Below are 13,416 nucleotides of genomic sequence, written 5' to 3' on the forward strand. Positions count from 1 at the left end.
GCAATCCGGAGGCATCGGGCGCCGGCTACAGCACGCTGTGCAGGAAGCCCTGCGTGCGGGCGTGCTGCGGATTGTCGATGAGATCGACGGGTGCGCCACTTTCCACGACGACACCGCCGTCCATGAAGACCACCTGATCCGCGACCTCACGAGCGAAGCCGATTTCGTGAGTCACCACGATCATCGTCATTCCCTCATGTGCGAGTTCCTTCATCACGTCGAGCACCTCACCCACGAGCTCCGGGTCCAGCGCAGAGGTCGGCTCATCAAAGAGCATCAGCTTCGGCTTCATCGCGAGCGCACGCGCGATTGCGATCCGCTGCTGCTGTCCACCTGAGAGCTGCGAAGGATAGTGATCAGCCCACGCTTCGAGGCCTACCCGGCGTAGCAGCTGCCGCGCCTCCGCAATCGCGTCCGAGCGGCTCAGCCGAGACACGACCATCGGGGCTTCGATGATGTTCTCGATCGCGGTTTTGTGCGGGAACAGGTTGAAACGCTGGAAGACCATGCCGATCGAGCGCCGCTGCTTCGCGACCTCACGCGGGTGCATCTCGCGCAGTCGGTCGCCGTGGTCGCGGTAGCCAACGACCTCTCCGTCGACCGTGATTCGGCCTCCGTCGATTGTTTCCAAATGGTTGATGCACCGTAGCAGCGTCGACTTGCCGGATCCGGAAGGCCCGAGGAGCACCGACACCTCGCCGGCCTGCACGTCCATCGAGATGCCCTTCAGCACTTCAAGGCTGCCGAAGTGCTTGCGCACTCCGCGGAGCTGAACGAGTGCGGTATCACTGAGCTCGGTCATTGCGAGCTCCCTTCTTTTTGCCCTGGAACTGCACCGCGATCGCGCCCGTCATTTGCTTCGCCTTCTGCAGCGTCGAAGTGGGAGCGTTGCGCTCCACCCCGCGCCCGAAGTACCGCTCAAGGTAGAACTGAGGGATCGACAGAATGGAGACGATCAGGAGGTACCAGATGCTCACGACGATGAGCAGCTCCACCTGCTTGAGGTTCTGCGCCGAGATCTGCGTCGCCCGCGTATAGACCTCCATCACCGCGATCAGCGAGAGCAGCGACGTGTTCTTGATCATGGAGATCAACTCGTTGCCGAGCGGCGGGATGATGACGCGCATCGCCTGCGGAAGCAGGATCCGCACGAACGTCGCGAGCGGGCTCATCCCGAGTGACGCGGCGGCTTCCTTCTGGCCAGAGTCGACCGACAGCATTCCCGAACGTACGATCTCGGCGGAGTACGCCGCTTCGTTGAGCGTCAGCGCGATAATGCCTGCGACAAACGCGGTGAGGAGAACGTTCGTGTCCACCTGCCAGAAGACGATGTCGGTGAACGGGATTCCCACGGAGATCTGTTCAAAGATCAGGCCGAAGTAGCCCCAGATGACAATCTGCACGAGCAGCGGGGTACCGCGGAACACCCAGACGTAGAACGACGAGAACACGACTGCGACGGGGTTCCCCGAGAGGCGCATCGCCGCAAGGACGACGGCGAGCACCGTCGAGATGATCATTGCGATGGCGGTGATCAGGAGCGTCGTTCCCACGCCCGAGACGATCTCAGGGTTGAACATGTACTGCCCGACAACGGCGTAATCGATGTTCTTGTTCGTCCAGAGTGCCTGGACAAACCAGGCGGCGAAGAGAATGAGCGCGATGGCCCAGATCCACCGCCCCGGTCGCCGGAGCGGGAGAGCTTCAATGTCGAAGCTCCGATCCTGCTCCGGCGCCGTCACAGTTGAGGTACTCATAAGTGGTTCTATCCCTCCGTGGAGGCGCCGTTGACGATCGCCTCTTCGGTCGCAAAGCTGCCGAGGTTGTGCTTGTCGAGAATGTCCTGGTAGACGCCCTCTTCGATAAGAGCCTGCAGCGCGAGCCGCAGCGCCTCGGTCAGCTCCGTGTTTTCCTTGAGCGTGCCAATGCCCGTGTAGACGGGGTTGATGCCAGCCGGGAACTCAGGATCCTCGATCATCTCGAAATCCTTGCCATCGCCAGCAGTGGCAACGGTGTAGGCGGCGACGGGTGCGTCGACCGGGTAGGCGACCACGCGGCCGGCTTTCAGCGCCGTCTGGGGATCTTGTGCCGTTGGCAGCTGCTGGATCGTCAGTTCGCCCTTCCCGCTCGACTTGCAGGTATCGGCGAGTTCTTCGAGCAGACCGAGCTGCGCGCTCGCTTTCTGCACGGCGACGGGGTGGCCGCAGAGGTCTTCCAGAGTCGTGATGCCCTCGGGGTTCCCAGCTTTCACAACGATCGTGAACCCAGCGTAGATCTCCTCGATAAAGTTGAGGGTGCCTTCGCGCTCGACAGTGTCGTTCATCCCCGACATGATGATGTCGAACTTCTTCGCCTGGAGCGAGGGGATCACGGTTTCAAACGCCTGGTGCGAGATCTTGAACTCGACACCGAGCTTCTCGCCGAGTGCCTGCGCGAGATCGGGATCAAGCCCACTCTGCGTCTCTCCGTCGAGGAGAATGAACGGCGGGTAGGGAATCCCGGCGGCGGCGCGAATGACGCCTGCCTCGCGGATCGAAGCGGGCAACGCGGCTGCCGCTGCGTCGTCAACGCCGGAGGTGAGCTGCTCGGCCGGCTTGTCAGCCGGTGCTGCCGCATCGCCGCTCGAGCACGCTGTGAGTCCCAGCAGTGCGGCGAGCGTCGCCGCCGCGGAGATCTGAACAATCTTCTTCATGGTGGTTCCTCTTCCTTGGGGAATAGTGGATGTGATGGTGAATGAAATAAGTGGGTCGCTGAGGCCGGGGCGGTCTGGAGGCGTGAATCGGCGCTATGACGCCCAAGACTCCTCTGATGGGCCGACGTGATGTCCGAGGAATTCCGCATACGTCTGGCGCCGCACGGCCAGTCGGCTCTCGCCGTTCCGGCAGAACACGACGGCAGGCTTCAGTGCACCGTTGTAGTTATTCGAGAGGGTGTACCCGTAGGCGCCGGTGGCGGCGAGGACGATCGTATCGCCTGGGGCAGGTGCGGCGAGTGCAGCCTGGTCTACGAGGAGGTCACCCGACTCACACTGGCGTCCGACGAGTTGCGCGGTCGTGTCCGGCTGCGTACTCGCGCGATCCGCGACGATGGGGGTGAACTCCATGTTCATCAGCGCCACATTCAGCTGGTCGGCCAACCCGCCGTCAACGGCAACGAACGTTGCCCCGGTGCGCTTGACGTTGTTCACCCGATAGGCCGTCATCCCGCTGCGTGCCACGAGCGAGCGGCCCGGCTCGATAATGAGCCGGCTGCCCTTCGGGAGCACGCGGCTGGCTGCCGCCGTGATGCCATCGAGGTACTCGTCGAGGGTGGGCGCATTGTGCCGCACGTTGTAGTTCACTCCGAGGCCACCGCCGATGTTGTAGACGGGGAATTCGCCGAGTTCGCGTACGGCCTCGACCGCGCGTTCAAATGGCTCAACTTCGAGCACCTGGGATCCGATGTGGAGATGGAGCCCGACCACGTTGATGAACGGGTGCGCCGCGAGGCGTGCGATCAGCTCTTTGGCCTGCGGGATGGGGAGACCAAACTTCGACGTTGCGCCGCCCGTCGAAATGGCCTTCGGTACACGCGGGTCAACGCCTGGGATAATCCGCACGAGCACGTCTTGCGGCCGTGTCAGCAGCGCATCGAGCCGCTGCACGTCGGCCTCGCCGTCAAGCACAATTGCGCCGATTCCCGCATCGACCGCGAGAACGAGCTCCTCGTGACTCTTTGCGTTGCCGTGCAAGTGAATCAGCTCGGGTGGGGCACCAGACTCGAGCGCGAGCAGAAGTTCGCCTGCCCCAGCGACATCGATCGCGAGCCCCTCCGACGCGGCGATCGCGTATGCCGCAAGCACCGGGAACGACTTCGAAGCAAACGCGACCTGGCTGTTCGGCCAGCGCGCGGCAAGGCCCTCGCGATACGCACGCATGCGATCTCGCAAGCCCTGCTCATCGATCACGTACAGCGGGGTGCCGAACTCCTCGGTGAGGGCGGGGACTGAGCAGCCTCCGACCTCGAGAACGCCATCGGCGCGCACGGCGGCGTTCGATGGGAAGATCCGCTCAAACCGTGGATCGTAGAACCCGCTTGCTGTCACGTCGTAACTCCTTTGTTGTTGTCCCTACCGACTGTAGAAAGCGATTCCCCCCGATCCGTTGTCGAACTCGATAATCTTTGATGGTGGCTTTATCAATTTCGCGCACGAGTGCGCTCCTTCCGATCTCGAACGGACTCCCCGTCCAGAGCCTGATCGAGCAGATGGGGCGCGGAGTGCTCACGGTGCTGCACGCCCCGCAGCGCCCTGCAGCTCTGCTCGGCGTCACCTACTACGACACTGATATCGACGATCAGCAGTTCACCGGCCAGCTCGTCATGCTCACCGCACACACCGAGCTCAGCCCTGAGCGACTCGACGTGCTTTGCGAGCAGCTGCGGCGAGCGCAGGCGAGTGGGATCGTGGCTCGCTCAGCGCAGGGCCCAGAGGGCGCACGCCTCATCGCAGCGTGCGCGCAGCACGATGTGCAGCTGCTCGGACTCACCTCCGCTGTCGGCTGGCGTGAATTCGATGCACTCGTGAGTCGGCTGCTCGGCGAGCATGGCGCAGGCTTGCAGCTCGGCACGAACTCAGGGGACCGGCTATTCTCGCTCGCGAACTCGGTGGCGCAGGCATTCGGCGGCTCAGTCGCGATCGAGGACCACCGCAGGAACATCCTCGCGTACTCCGCGCTGCCCGGCCAGGCGATCGACAGCCTGCGCGCGAACGGAATCCTGACGCGCCGCACGCCTGACGGCCCGCTGAACGAGATCCGGTACCGACAGGTGTTCGCGACCGATGGCATCTCCCGGTTTCCCACCGAGAACCAGTTCGCCCCGCGAGCCGCGCTCCCCCTCCGGGCAGGCAACATCCCGCTCGGTTCGATCTGGGTGATCGACCCACACGGAGACGAGCTCGGCACGCCGCTCTCAGCGGAAAAGCGTGAGGTGCTGGAGAGCGCAGCCGAGATCGCAGCCGGCTACATCGTCGATGCGTGGCGGTTTGATCACGGTGACGAGCGGTCGAAAGAGACTGCGCTGCGCCGGCTGCTCGCTGGAACCCCACACGAGAACGACACCACCGTGCTCGGCGTGCGCCCGGACAAGAACTATGTCGTGCTCGCGATTGACAGTGGGGCCGTGCTGGAGGGCGATCTGAGCGAGATCCGCACCGCTGCATCGAGGCATCTTTCGGTGTACTTCCCGGGAAGCATCTGCACGGTACTGGAAGGCAAAGTGGTCGCGCTCGTGCCGAGCAGCGCGACAGATCCGATCACTCGCTCACTCGAGCGGCTTCTGCCCGAACTGTTCCGGCTGACGGGCAGCGCGTGCTACTGCGGCTTGAGCGTGCCACGGCGTCCGAGTACCTCGTTCTCCGAGGATTACGAGCGCTCCGTGCGAGTCGCAGAGTGCGCGAGCTCTCTGCGCTTGCCCGTTGCAACTCCGGATGACGTGCAACCGCAACTGATCCTGCGCGAGTGCGCTGACGCGCTGCGTGCCACGGATCTTGAGCTGCCGGAGGCGACACTGCTGCTTGCCGAGGGCGAAGCAGAGACTCGCGCCACTCTGCTCGCCTGGCTCGAAGAGCGCGGCAGCGCACCACGCGTGGCGGAACGTCTCAATGTGCACGAGCAGACCGTGCGCTACCGGATCCGCCAAGCCACGAACCGTCTCGGCATCGATCTTGACGATCCAGATCGTATGCTCACCCTCTGGCTGCAGCTCAAGCTCGCCGAGATGCGCTAGCTTCTCGCACCGGAGGATCCTGGAACACCGGGAGTTCAGGTGCGAGCTGAGACAGCTCCCCCCAGAGCAACGAACACTGCCGCCGCACTTCCGCGGGCTCCCAGTCGAGCGGGCGCAGTTCAGGAGGGAGTAGCGGGTCCACCCGAAGCGCAACATCAAGCCCCTCAGAGAGTCGCAGCGCCTGAGCCGCAACCTGCACGGGATCAGTTGGAGTGGGCCGCCGGTAGCCAGCGAGCACAGCGGCGAGCGGCTCGTATGCGGCACGCGTGCGTGCGGCCGGCCACAGCTGCTCGGCAATCTCGAGCGCGGTGGCACAGCCGGGGACGGTGAGCTGCGTTGTTGCCGCCACGATCAATCGTGGGGCGAAGCCCCGAGGCTCGAGTATCCCTGCGACTTCAGTGCGAAGATCGTGCGGAGACGCGTACAGCCCTGCGGCGAGCGCGGCGGCCCCCAGCGTCGTAAGCGCACCGCGCACCGCGTCCCGCTCCGCGCGCTCGGTTTCTGGGATCGAAAAAGAGTACAGCCACCAGCCGCCGTCCCAGGGAGCCAACCCAGCATCCTGCGCACGGGCAAACTCGACATACCCGTGTTCCCGTTCGAAGTGCGCGAGGCCCGCCGCAGTCAGCTCAAGGCGACCCGCCCGCCCCCGACCTGTCTGCTGCAGTGTGCCGGAGGCCTGAAGCCGGCGAATTGCGAGCCGCACACGCTGCTCGGGAAGCCCGAGAGCAAGTCCGACGTCGTAGACCAACGAGAGCTCGGCCTGCCCGGTCGCGTCGAAGCACCCCTCAATCACGGTGCGCGCCGAAACGTCAATGGTCGAGCCAGTCACTTTGATTCCCCCTTCGTCCGGGTATGAACACTCTCCCACGGATATCCGTGCCGCGTGAACGCTGCGGCGATGGCTTCCCGTCCCCCCTCAACGTCATCGTCGAAGAGCACCCGGCCCGCAACTGACTCGATCCGCACTTTGCTGCCGTGCCGGTAGACCCCACCGACGTTCTCGCGCGCGATCTCACGCGCGTCGTCACCCTCACGAATCTGGATCCGCTCAGCGCTGAGGGTGAGCTCCGCACTCTGGGAGGTGATCACGAATGCACAAATCAGCCCGACAAGTCCGAGCACCGCAGGACGGCCGATCACCATGACCGGGTGTTCGAATGACCCCAAGAAGGTGAGCACATCGAGGTAGGGAATGGGCCACGTGGAGAGGTGCTGCAGCACCCAGGGCAGCACATACCCCAGCGCGACTCCTGCGCCGCTGCACACCAGCCAGACACCAACCCTGGTCCCGAGCTGCATGCGGAGCACGGACTCAGCCTCGGCCCCGGTTCCGGTGCTGGAGCTGGAGCTGGCCCCGGTCCCGGTCCCGGAATCGGAATCGGAGGTGGCCGCGGTTCCCGTCCCGGCTCCGGTTCCGGCGGTGGCCCTGGCCCCGGTCCCGGTCCCGGTCCCGGAATTGGTATCGGCTCCGGAGGTGGACGCGGTTCCCGTCCCGGTTCCGGTTCTGGTTCCGGCGGTGGCCCCGGTGCCGGTTCCGAGATTCTCGCTCGATTCCATCGTGTCCCCACTCTCTCGCGTGCCCACAGACTCGCAAACTATCTTTCTTGACACGATCGTATCAAGAAAGATAGATTCACGAAAGTGAGGTGTCCGCCCTGCGCAACCACCCCACCCCAGCTCGGCCATTCCACACCGCACGGAAGAGACCCACACCATGACGACCGTTCCGCAGATCACAGATTCCATGCACCCACCACACAAGCGCTCACCGCTCCCCCACAGCGCCGGCGGCCTTCCCGTGACCTGGCGTCCACTGCGCGCCCGCGACGCGGGACTCCTCATGCCGCTCCTCGCAGCCGTCGACCGAAACGACCATCCCACCGCGCGCCACGACCGATCCGCGCTCTCACGCACGCTGCGCTCACCCGGCTTCACGCCGCACACTGACGGCGTGATCGCACTCGATCCCGCCGGCACAGCTCTCGCTTACGGCGCGTGTGTCACCGAGCTGCCGCACCCCGAAGCCCACCTCCCCAGCGGGGCTTTCGGCGGGGCACCGCAGGGCGATCACTCCGCGGCACCCCAGAGTGAACACTCTGGGGGATCCCAGATCGAGCATGGCGGTGCACCTGAGCCCCACGTCGCCGTGCACCTCGAAGGCGCGGTGCACCCCCGCGTGCGCGGCAGCGGAATCGGCCGCGCACTCCTCGCATGGCAGGAGTGGCGCGGTCGCCAACTCCTCACGGGTATCCGAACGACGCTGCCCGCGCTGCTCACCACACACGCCAACCGAACAGCCACCTCCGCCGCGCGCCTCTACGCCGCGGCCGGGTACGCTCCGGTCCGGGAGTGGCGCACGATGCGTCGTGCGCTCGGCTCGCCACTGCCGCAGCTCACGGTGCCTGACGGGATTCGGATCAGGCCGTTTTCACTGCGCTTCTCCGAGGCGACGCGGATCGCGCTCAATGACGCGTTCCGCGACCACTGGGGCTTCACTCCGGTGAGTGCGCGTGAGTGGCGCCGGATAGGACACAACCCCTTGTTCGTCGCCCGGCTCTCCCGCCTCGCCATTTCGGGCAGCGGGACCCTGCGCAACCCGCACCGGGTCGCCGGGTTCGTCTTGTCAGAAGTGAATCGGGCGGAGTGGCCGCTTCACGGACAGCGTGTCGGTCGCCTCGACGCCATCGGCGTCGTGAGCGACTGGCGCGGAACCGGGCTCTCCCGACCACTGATCACGTCTGCACTTGCCGCGCATCAGCGGAACGGACACACCAGTGTCGACCTCGATGTCGATGCGGAGAACCCCAGCGGCGCACACACCCTGTATGAGCGGCTCGGCTTCGTCGAGCACGACGGGTCGACGAGCTTCGCGAAGCGGGTCACCCACAGCCCAGCGGAGCTGCTGCTCGGCCCAGCGGTCGCTAGTTGAACAGGAACGTGGAGGCGCAGGTCCCGAACGCCACGACGAAGAGCGCAAACATGCTGAGCGTCACCCACGTGCCCATCGGCAGCTTCTCCGGATGCTCAGACTCAGCCTCGGGAGCCCCGGGAACAGCGGACTCCCCTGCGAGGCCTTCGCGCTCCGACACCGGTGGCGTTTGTGACGGCTGCGGCACGCTCATGCCGCGCTCACGATTCGGGAAATATCTGAGACCAAAGAAATCGCGAGCACCACGAACACAAACGCGATGAACCACGTGTACATCCACTTGCCGCGGTAGTCGCTCACCCAGAACCTGCGCACACTGATCACGCCATTGACTCCAGCAACGAGACACAGGGCGATCCCGATCGGCGCGGCGAGCACACCGGCGACCCCGATGATCGGCACGAGAATGGGAATCAGGAGGTACGTGATGAGGCACCGCACGCCCGAAACGATGATCGCAACCCGGAAGCTGCGGTGCGCGTCACGGTTGATGAACGGCGTCTTCTTCGCCCCTTCAACCCGGAGCAAGCGTCGCATAAAGCGATCTGCCGCGGGTCGGTCCACCTCCGGAGTCTCACTCGGACTCGCGGTTACGGTGTTCACGGTAGCCATTGACTCTCCTGATCAAGCTTCGGCTGCACAGCTGGCATCGCCTATCTCCGCCAAATACTAACAGTCGAAGCGTGTTCATCCGATGTATACCGTCCGCCTAGCGGACCTCGCACTGGCCGGTCAGCACAGCATCCCGGGCGCCGCAATACTGCCTCGCCGCAACGCCGCAACGCTGTCTCGCGTCTTACAGCTCGGTGACCGCACCGGCCTCGACGTGCCAGCGGCGATCCAGATGCACGGTGCCGAGCATGCGGCGGTCGTGGGTCACGAGCAGCAGCGCGCCGGCATAGCTCTCGAGCGCCTGCTCAAGCTGCTCAATCGCGGGAAGATCGAGGTGGTTCGTCGGCTCATCGAGCACCAGCACGTTGACGCCGCGTGCTTGGAGCAGCGCCAGGCCAGCGCGGGTGCGTTCTCCCGGCGAGCTCACCGCACGGTCGCAGCACGTGATCTGCCCGCAGCCCAAACTTGGCGAGGAGCGTGCGCACCTCACCCGACGCCATTGCGGGCACGAGCGCCTCGAAGGCCTCAGCGAGCGGGGTCTCCCCAGCGAATGCCGAGCGTGCCTGGTCGATCTCGCCAATGGCGACCGAGGAGCCGAGCGCGGCGGATCCGGCATCCGGATCCTGTGTGCCAAGCAACAGCCGGAGCAGTGTCGATTTCCCTGCGCCGTTGGGGCCGGTGATGCCAACACGCTCGCCGGCATTCAGTTGGAGCGAGACCGGGCCGAGGACGAAGTCTCCCTGCTGCGCGACGGCTGCGTTCAGGGTGGCGACAACGGCGCTTGAGCGCGGTGCGGCACCGATCGTGAACTCGAGCTGCCACTCTTTACGCGGTTCTTCGACCTCTTCGAGACGTCGGATCCGGCTTTCCATCTGCCGCACCTTCTGCGCTTGCTTCTCGCTGGACTCGGACGCAGCGCGACGGCGGATCTTGTCATTGTCCGGCGCTTTCTTCAACGCGTTCCGCGTGCCCTGGCTTGACCACTCGCGCTGTGTCCGTGCGCGACCGACGAGGTCCGCCTTCTGCGTCGCGAACTGCTCATACTCGTCTCGCTTGTGCTGCCGCACGATCTCCCGCTCTTCGAGGTACGCATCGTACCCGCCGCCGAACATCCGGGTGCTGTGCTGCGCGAGGTCGAGCTCCAGCACGCGGGTCACGCAGCGTGCGAGGAACTCACGATCGTGGCTCACTAGGACCACGCCGCCACGCAAGCCCTGCACAAAACGCTCAAGCCGCTCAAGCCCATCAAGATCAAGGTCGTTCGTGGGTTCGTCGAGTAAGACGATATCGAAGCGTGAGAGCAAGAGCGCCGCGAGGCCGACGCGCGCAGCCTGGCCCCCGGAGAGCGCGGACATGAGGGAGTGTTCAGAGACACCGGACGTGGGGGCACTCACGTCACTGGGGTCCCCCGCTGGGCTCAGGCCCAGCTCTGCCAGCACGGCCGGGAGGCGATCTTCAAGGTCAGCTGCGCCGCTTGCGAGCCACCGGTCAAGGGCTGCTGAGTAGACATCGGAGGGATCAGGATCTCCCGCTGCCCGTGGCGAAACGTCGCCCAGGGCGGCCGCGGCCGCATCCATCTCGATCGTGGCCTGGGCGCAGCCAGTGCGGCGCGCAACGTAGGCGGCGACCGTCTCACCCTCGATGCGCTCGTGCTCCTGGGGCAGCCAGCCCACGAAGGCGTCACTTGGCGCGAGGTGAATCGCGCCGCCCAGCGGCTGCAACTCGCCTGCGAGGATCTCGAGCAGCGTTGATTTCCCCGCCCCGTTCACGCCGACGACGCCGATGACGTCACCGGGCGCGACTGTGAAGTCGAGGTCCTCGAACAGCGTGCGGTGCGCGTAGCCGCCAGCGATCGCCTGTGCCACCAGAGTTGCAGTCATCCGTTAAGCGTACGGGCTCCTCCGGTGCGGGTGTGCCGTAGGCGTTCGAGCGGAGCGGATCGCGGTGAGCAGCGACGCACCGCGAGAGAATGGGTGTTTTACGAGGGAATGGGTCATTTCCCGCAAAACGCCCATGCCCTCGTAAAACACCCCTTCCCTCGTGACCCTGGGTCCCGCATTGCCGCTAGATCCAGCCCTGCTGCCATGCGTGCTTCGCGGCGTCCTGACGATTGCTTTCGCCGAGCTTGGTCATTGCAGCCGAGAGGTAGTTTCTCACCGTGCCTGGGGAGAGGAAGAGTTCCTCAGCGATCTCCTGCACACTCGACGTCGCTCGAGTAGCACGCAGCACGTCGAGTTCGCGATCGGTGAGCGGGCAGCGCTCTGCGGCGAGCGCTGCGGCGGCAATCTCCTGGTCAATGTAGCGTTTGCCTGCCGCCACGTCGCGGATCACTTGGGCAAGCTCCCCTGCCGGCGTCGATTTCGGCACGAACCCCGCGATCTTCGCGGCCAGCGCCCGGCGCAGCACCCCGGGGCGAGCGTGTCTCGTCACGATGATCACACGTGTGTCGGGCGCCCCGGCGAGGATCCGTGTAGCGGCCTCGATCCCGTCCGCACCCGGCATTTCCAGATCGAGCAGGCAGATATCCGGACTCAGCTCCAGAGCGAGCTCCGCGGCGGTGGTCCCGTTGTCCGTACCCGCAACGACTTCGATGTCCGGCTCGAGCCCGAGGAGCGCCTCGAGCGCACCACGGATCAGGTGTTCGTCGTCGGCGATGAGGAGCCGGATCCTGTCGGCCTTGGACGGCGGTGTGGTCCGTTCGGTCACGTTGAGACTCCTTCGGGTATCCAGACTCGCAGTTCGAAGGTGTGTGGCGCCGGTTCAGAACCTCGTTCAGTGCCAGCAGTCGCGTCGAGCGTCCCGCCGATGGCCTGCACCCGTTTGCGGAGACCCACGAGTCCAGATCCCCCACCCGCGCGTTCAGGCGTTCCAGCCACCCCGTCGTTTGTGACCACCAGTTCCGTTCCGCCGCGCACATCAGTCAGGCTGATCGCAGCCCAGCTCGCGTTGCTGTGCCGGAGGATATTCGTCGTCGCCTCCCGCACGGCGAACGCGAGCACACGCTGCGCCTCAGGCGCTGCCGGATCACTGCTCACGGCAAGCGTGCACGCCGCACCGGAGAGTGTGAGCACTTCACTCGCGTTCTCGAGCTCAGATTGCAGCCCGACCTCTCGCAAACCTGCCACGAGCGACCGGGTCTCCTCCATCGCTTCTTTGGCAATAATCCGGATCTCACTGAGCTGGGCCGCCGCTTGCTCAGGAGCGCTCCCCATCGTGCGTTCAGCGAGCTCGGCCTTCAGGGCGATCACCTGGAGATGATGTCCCTGAATGTCGTGCAAGTCTGCGGCAAAGCGGAGCCGCTCCTGAGTGACGGCAAGCTCGGCGCCGAGCTGCCGCGCTTCGTCAAGCCGCCACACGACCCGCCACATCCACAAGCTCGCGTACAACATGGCGGGCAGCATCACTCCGTAGAAGAGCACAAAGCCACTCAGCGCACCAAATATCTGGCTCGTCTGGGGTATTCCCTGTGCCGCGTGCACCGCTACGGGCGTCACCACCATTCCGAGCAGGAGTGCGAGGGCCACGAGACGGAGTCGCCAGCGCACGAAGAACGCCCACAGCACTCCGGAGAGCCAGAGCTGCACTGTAGCGAACAGTGCAGTTTCGGGCGCAACGAACGCGAGCCCCCACGCCACGAGGGCGGGAGCGAATAGCGCGACGGTCCACCACGTTTCGGGCAGCGCGCCGTCTCTGCGATCACGCAGGAACCAGCAGAACCGGATCCGCACGGCGGCTGCCAGCGAACATACCGCAACGAGCGCGAGATCCGTGCCGCTGCGCGTCTCAGAAAATCGCCCCAGCAGATCGAGAATAATGATCAGGTCCATCGCAACGAAGAGAAACACGATTGAACCGAGCGTGTAATTCCACGTCGCGTTCACCCCCGCACCGGGGGTCGGCTCCTTCGTGTGTGCAGACATCGCATCCAGCCTACGTTCCCTGGTCTGCAGCGGGTCAGCGGATCCGCCAAACCCGTGACATCTGTCACGATCCGTGGGTGCCGCGTGTCACCCCCAGAGATGACACCGTGCCACTACTGGGACGGGCGCCGCTACGGAACAGTCGAAGCAGCACCAATTTCCACACACTCCTCCCTGCTTCGAAAGGCC

The 13,416-nt window shown here is 65.0% G+C and carries 12 protein-coding genes and 1 pseudogene; 2 read left to right on the top strand and 11 right to left on the bottom strand.

Annotated features, from left to right (window positions below; all coding sequences use genetic code 11):
• Window positions 1-25 precede the first annotated feature (25 nt).
• From K1X41_RS05320 to lysA, 4 genes are all read right to left on the bottom strand, one after another.
• Complete coding sequence (locus tag K1X41_RS05320; RefSeq protein WP_132204403.1) at window positions 26-802, bottom strand: amino acid ABC transporter ATP-binding protein; 777 nt, start codon at window positions 800-802, stop codon at window positions 26-28.
• Entirely contained in the window at window positions 786-1,757 is a 972-nt protein-coding gene (locus K1X41_RS05325; RefSeq protein WP_133615880.1) for an amino acid ABC transporter permease, read from the bottom strand. The genes K1X41_RS05320 and K1X41_RS05325 overlap by 17 nt, the downstream gene beginning before the upstream one ends.
• Window positions 1,758-1,765: 8 nt before the next feature.
• Complete coding sequence (locus K1X41_RS05330; protein WP_220175493.1) at window positions 1,766-2,692, bottom strand: ABC transporter substrate-binding protein; 927 nt, start codon at window positions 2,690-2,692, stop codon at window positions 1,766-1,768.
• A 93-nt stretch (window positions 2,693-2,785) separates the two neighbouring features.
• Entirely contained in the window at window positions 2,786-4,084 is a 1,299-nt protein-coding gene (gene lysA, locus K1X41_RS05335; protein WP_133615876.1) for a diaminopimelate decarboxylase, read from the bottom strand.
• 80 nt (window positions 4,085-4,164) lie between these two features.
• On the opposite strand from lysA, the gene K1X41_RS05340 reads away from it, so the two are divergent.
• Window positions 4,165-5,766 carry a PucR family transcriptional regulator gene (locus K1X41_RS05340; RefSeq protein ID WP_220175494.1) on the top strand — a complete coding sequence of 534 codons (1,602 nt, stop codon included), beginning with the start codon at window positions 4,165-4,167 and terminating at the stop codon, window positions 5,764-5,766.
• Here the strand turns inward: K1X41_RS05340 and K1X41_RS05345 are convergent.
• A complete protein-coding gene (locus K1X41_RS05345) occupies window positions 5,744-6,595 on the bottom strand; it encodes a PaaX family transcriptional regulator (protein ID WP_220175495.1) in 852 nt (283 codons plus the stop codon). The two genes, K1X41_RS05340 and K1X41_RS05345, sit on opposite strands and share 23 nt — an antisense overlap.
• Window positions 6,592-7,323 (bottom strand): YqeB family protein, encoded by a 732-nt coding sequence (locus K1X41_RS05350; RefSeq protein WP_220175496.1) that lies wholly within the window; start codon window positions 7,321-7,323, stop codon window positions 6,592-6,594. The genes K1X41_RS05345 and K1X41_RS05350 overlap by 4 nt, the downstream gene beginning before the upstream one ends.
• A gap of 157 nt (window positions 7,324-7,480) precedes the next feature.
• Between K1X41_RS05350 and K1X41_RS05355 the strand changes: the two genes are divergently transcribed.
• Window positions 7,481-8,695 (top strand): GNAT family N-acetyltransferase, encoded by a 1,215-nt coding sequence (locus K1X41_RS05355; protein WP_220175497.1) that lies wholly within the window; start codon window positions 7,481-7,483, stop codon window positions 8,693-8,695.
• Here K1X41_RS05355 and K1X41_RS05360 read toward each other — a convergent pair.
• The 5 genes and pseudogenes from K1X41_RS05360 to K1X41_RS05380 all read right to left on the bottom strand — a co-directional run bounded on the left by K1X41_RS05360 (window position 8,688) and on the right by K1X41_RS05380 (window position 13,227).
• On the bottom strand, window positions 8,688-8,888 hold the full coding sequence (locus K1X41_RS05360) for a hypothetical protein (protein ID WP_165875632.1): 201 nt from the start codon (window positions 8,886-8,888) through the stop codon (window positions 8,688-8,690). The two genes, K1X41_RS05355 and K1X41_RS05360, sit on opposite strands and share 8 nt — an antisense overlap.
• The gene (locus tag K1X41_RS05365; RefSeq protein ID WP_132204385.1) at window positions 8,885-9,307 is read right to left on the bottom strand and encodes a hypothetical protein; all 423 of its coding nucleotides are present in this window, start codon (window positions 9,305-9,307) and stop codon (window positions 8,885-8,887) included. The genes K1X41_RS05360 and K1X41_RS05365 overlap by 4 nt, the downstream gene beginning before the upstream one ends.
• Window positions 9,308-9,491: 184 nt before the next feature.
• Window positions 9,492-11,187: pseudogene (locus K1X41_RS05370) on the bottom strand (ABC-F family ATP-binding cassette domain-containing protein).
• A 184-nt stretch (window positions 11,188-11,371) separates the two neighbouring features.
• On the bottom strand, window positions 11,372-12,013 hold the full coding sequence (locus K1X41_RS05375) for a response regulator transcription factor (RefSeq protein WP_258566663.1): 642 nt from the start codon (window positions 12,011-12,013) through the stop codon (window positions 11,372-11,374).
• Window positions 12,010-13,227, bottom strand: a complete 1,218-nt coding sequence (locus K1X41_RS05380) for a sensor histidine kinase (RefSeq protein WP_220175498.1) — start codon at window positions 13,225-13,227, stop codon at window positions 12,010-12,012. Before K1X41_RS05380 ends, K1X41_RS05375 begins: the two co-directional genes overlap by 4 nt.
• Between the last annotated feature and the right edge of the window lie 189 nt (window positions 13,228-13,416).

This window comes from Leucobacter luti, assembly GCF_019464495.1.
GTDB classification, from domain to species: domain Bacteria; phylum Actinomycetota; class Actinomycetes; order Actinomycetales; family Microbacteriaceae; genus Leucobacter; species Leucobacter luti_A.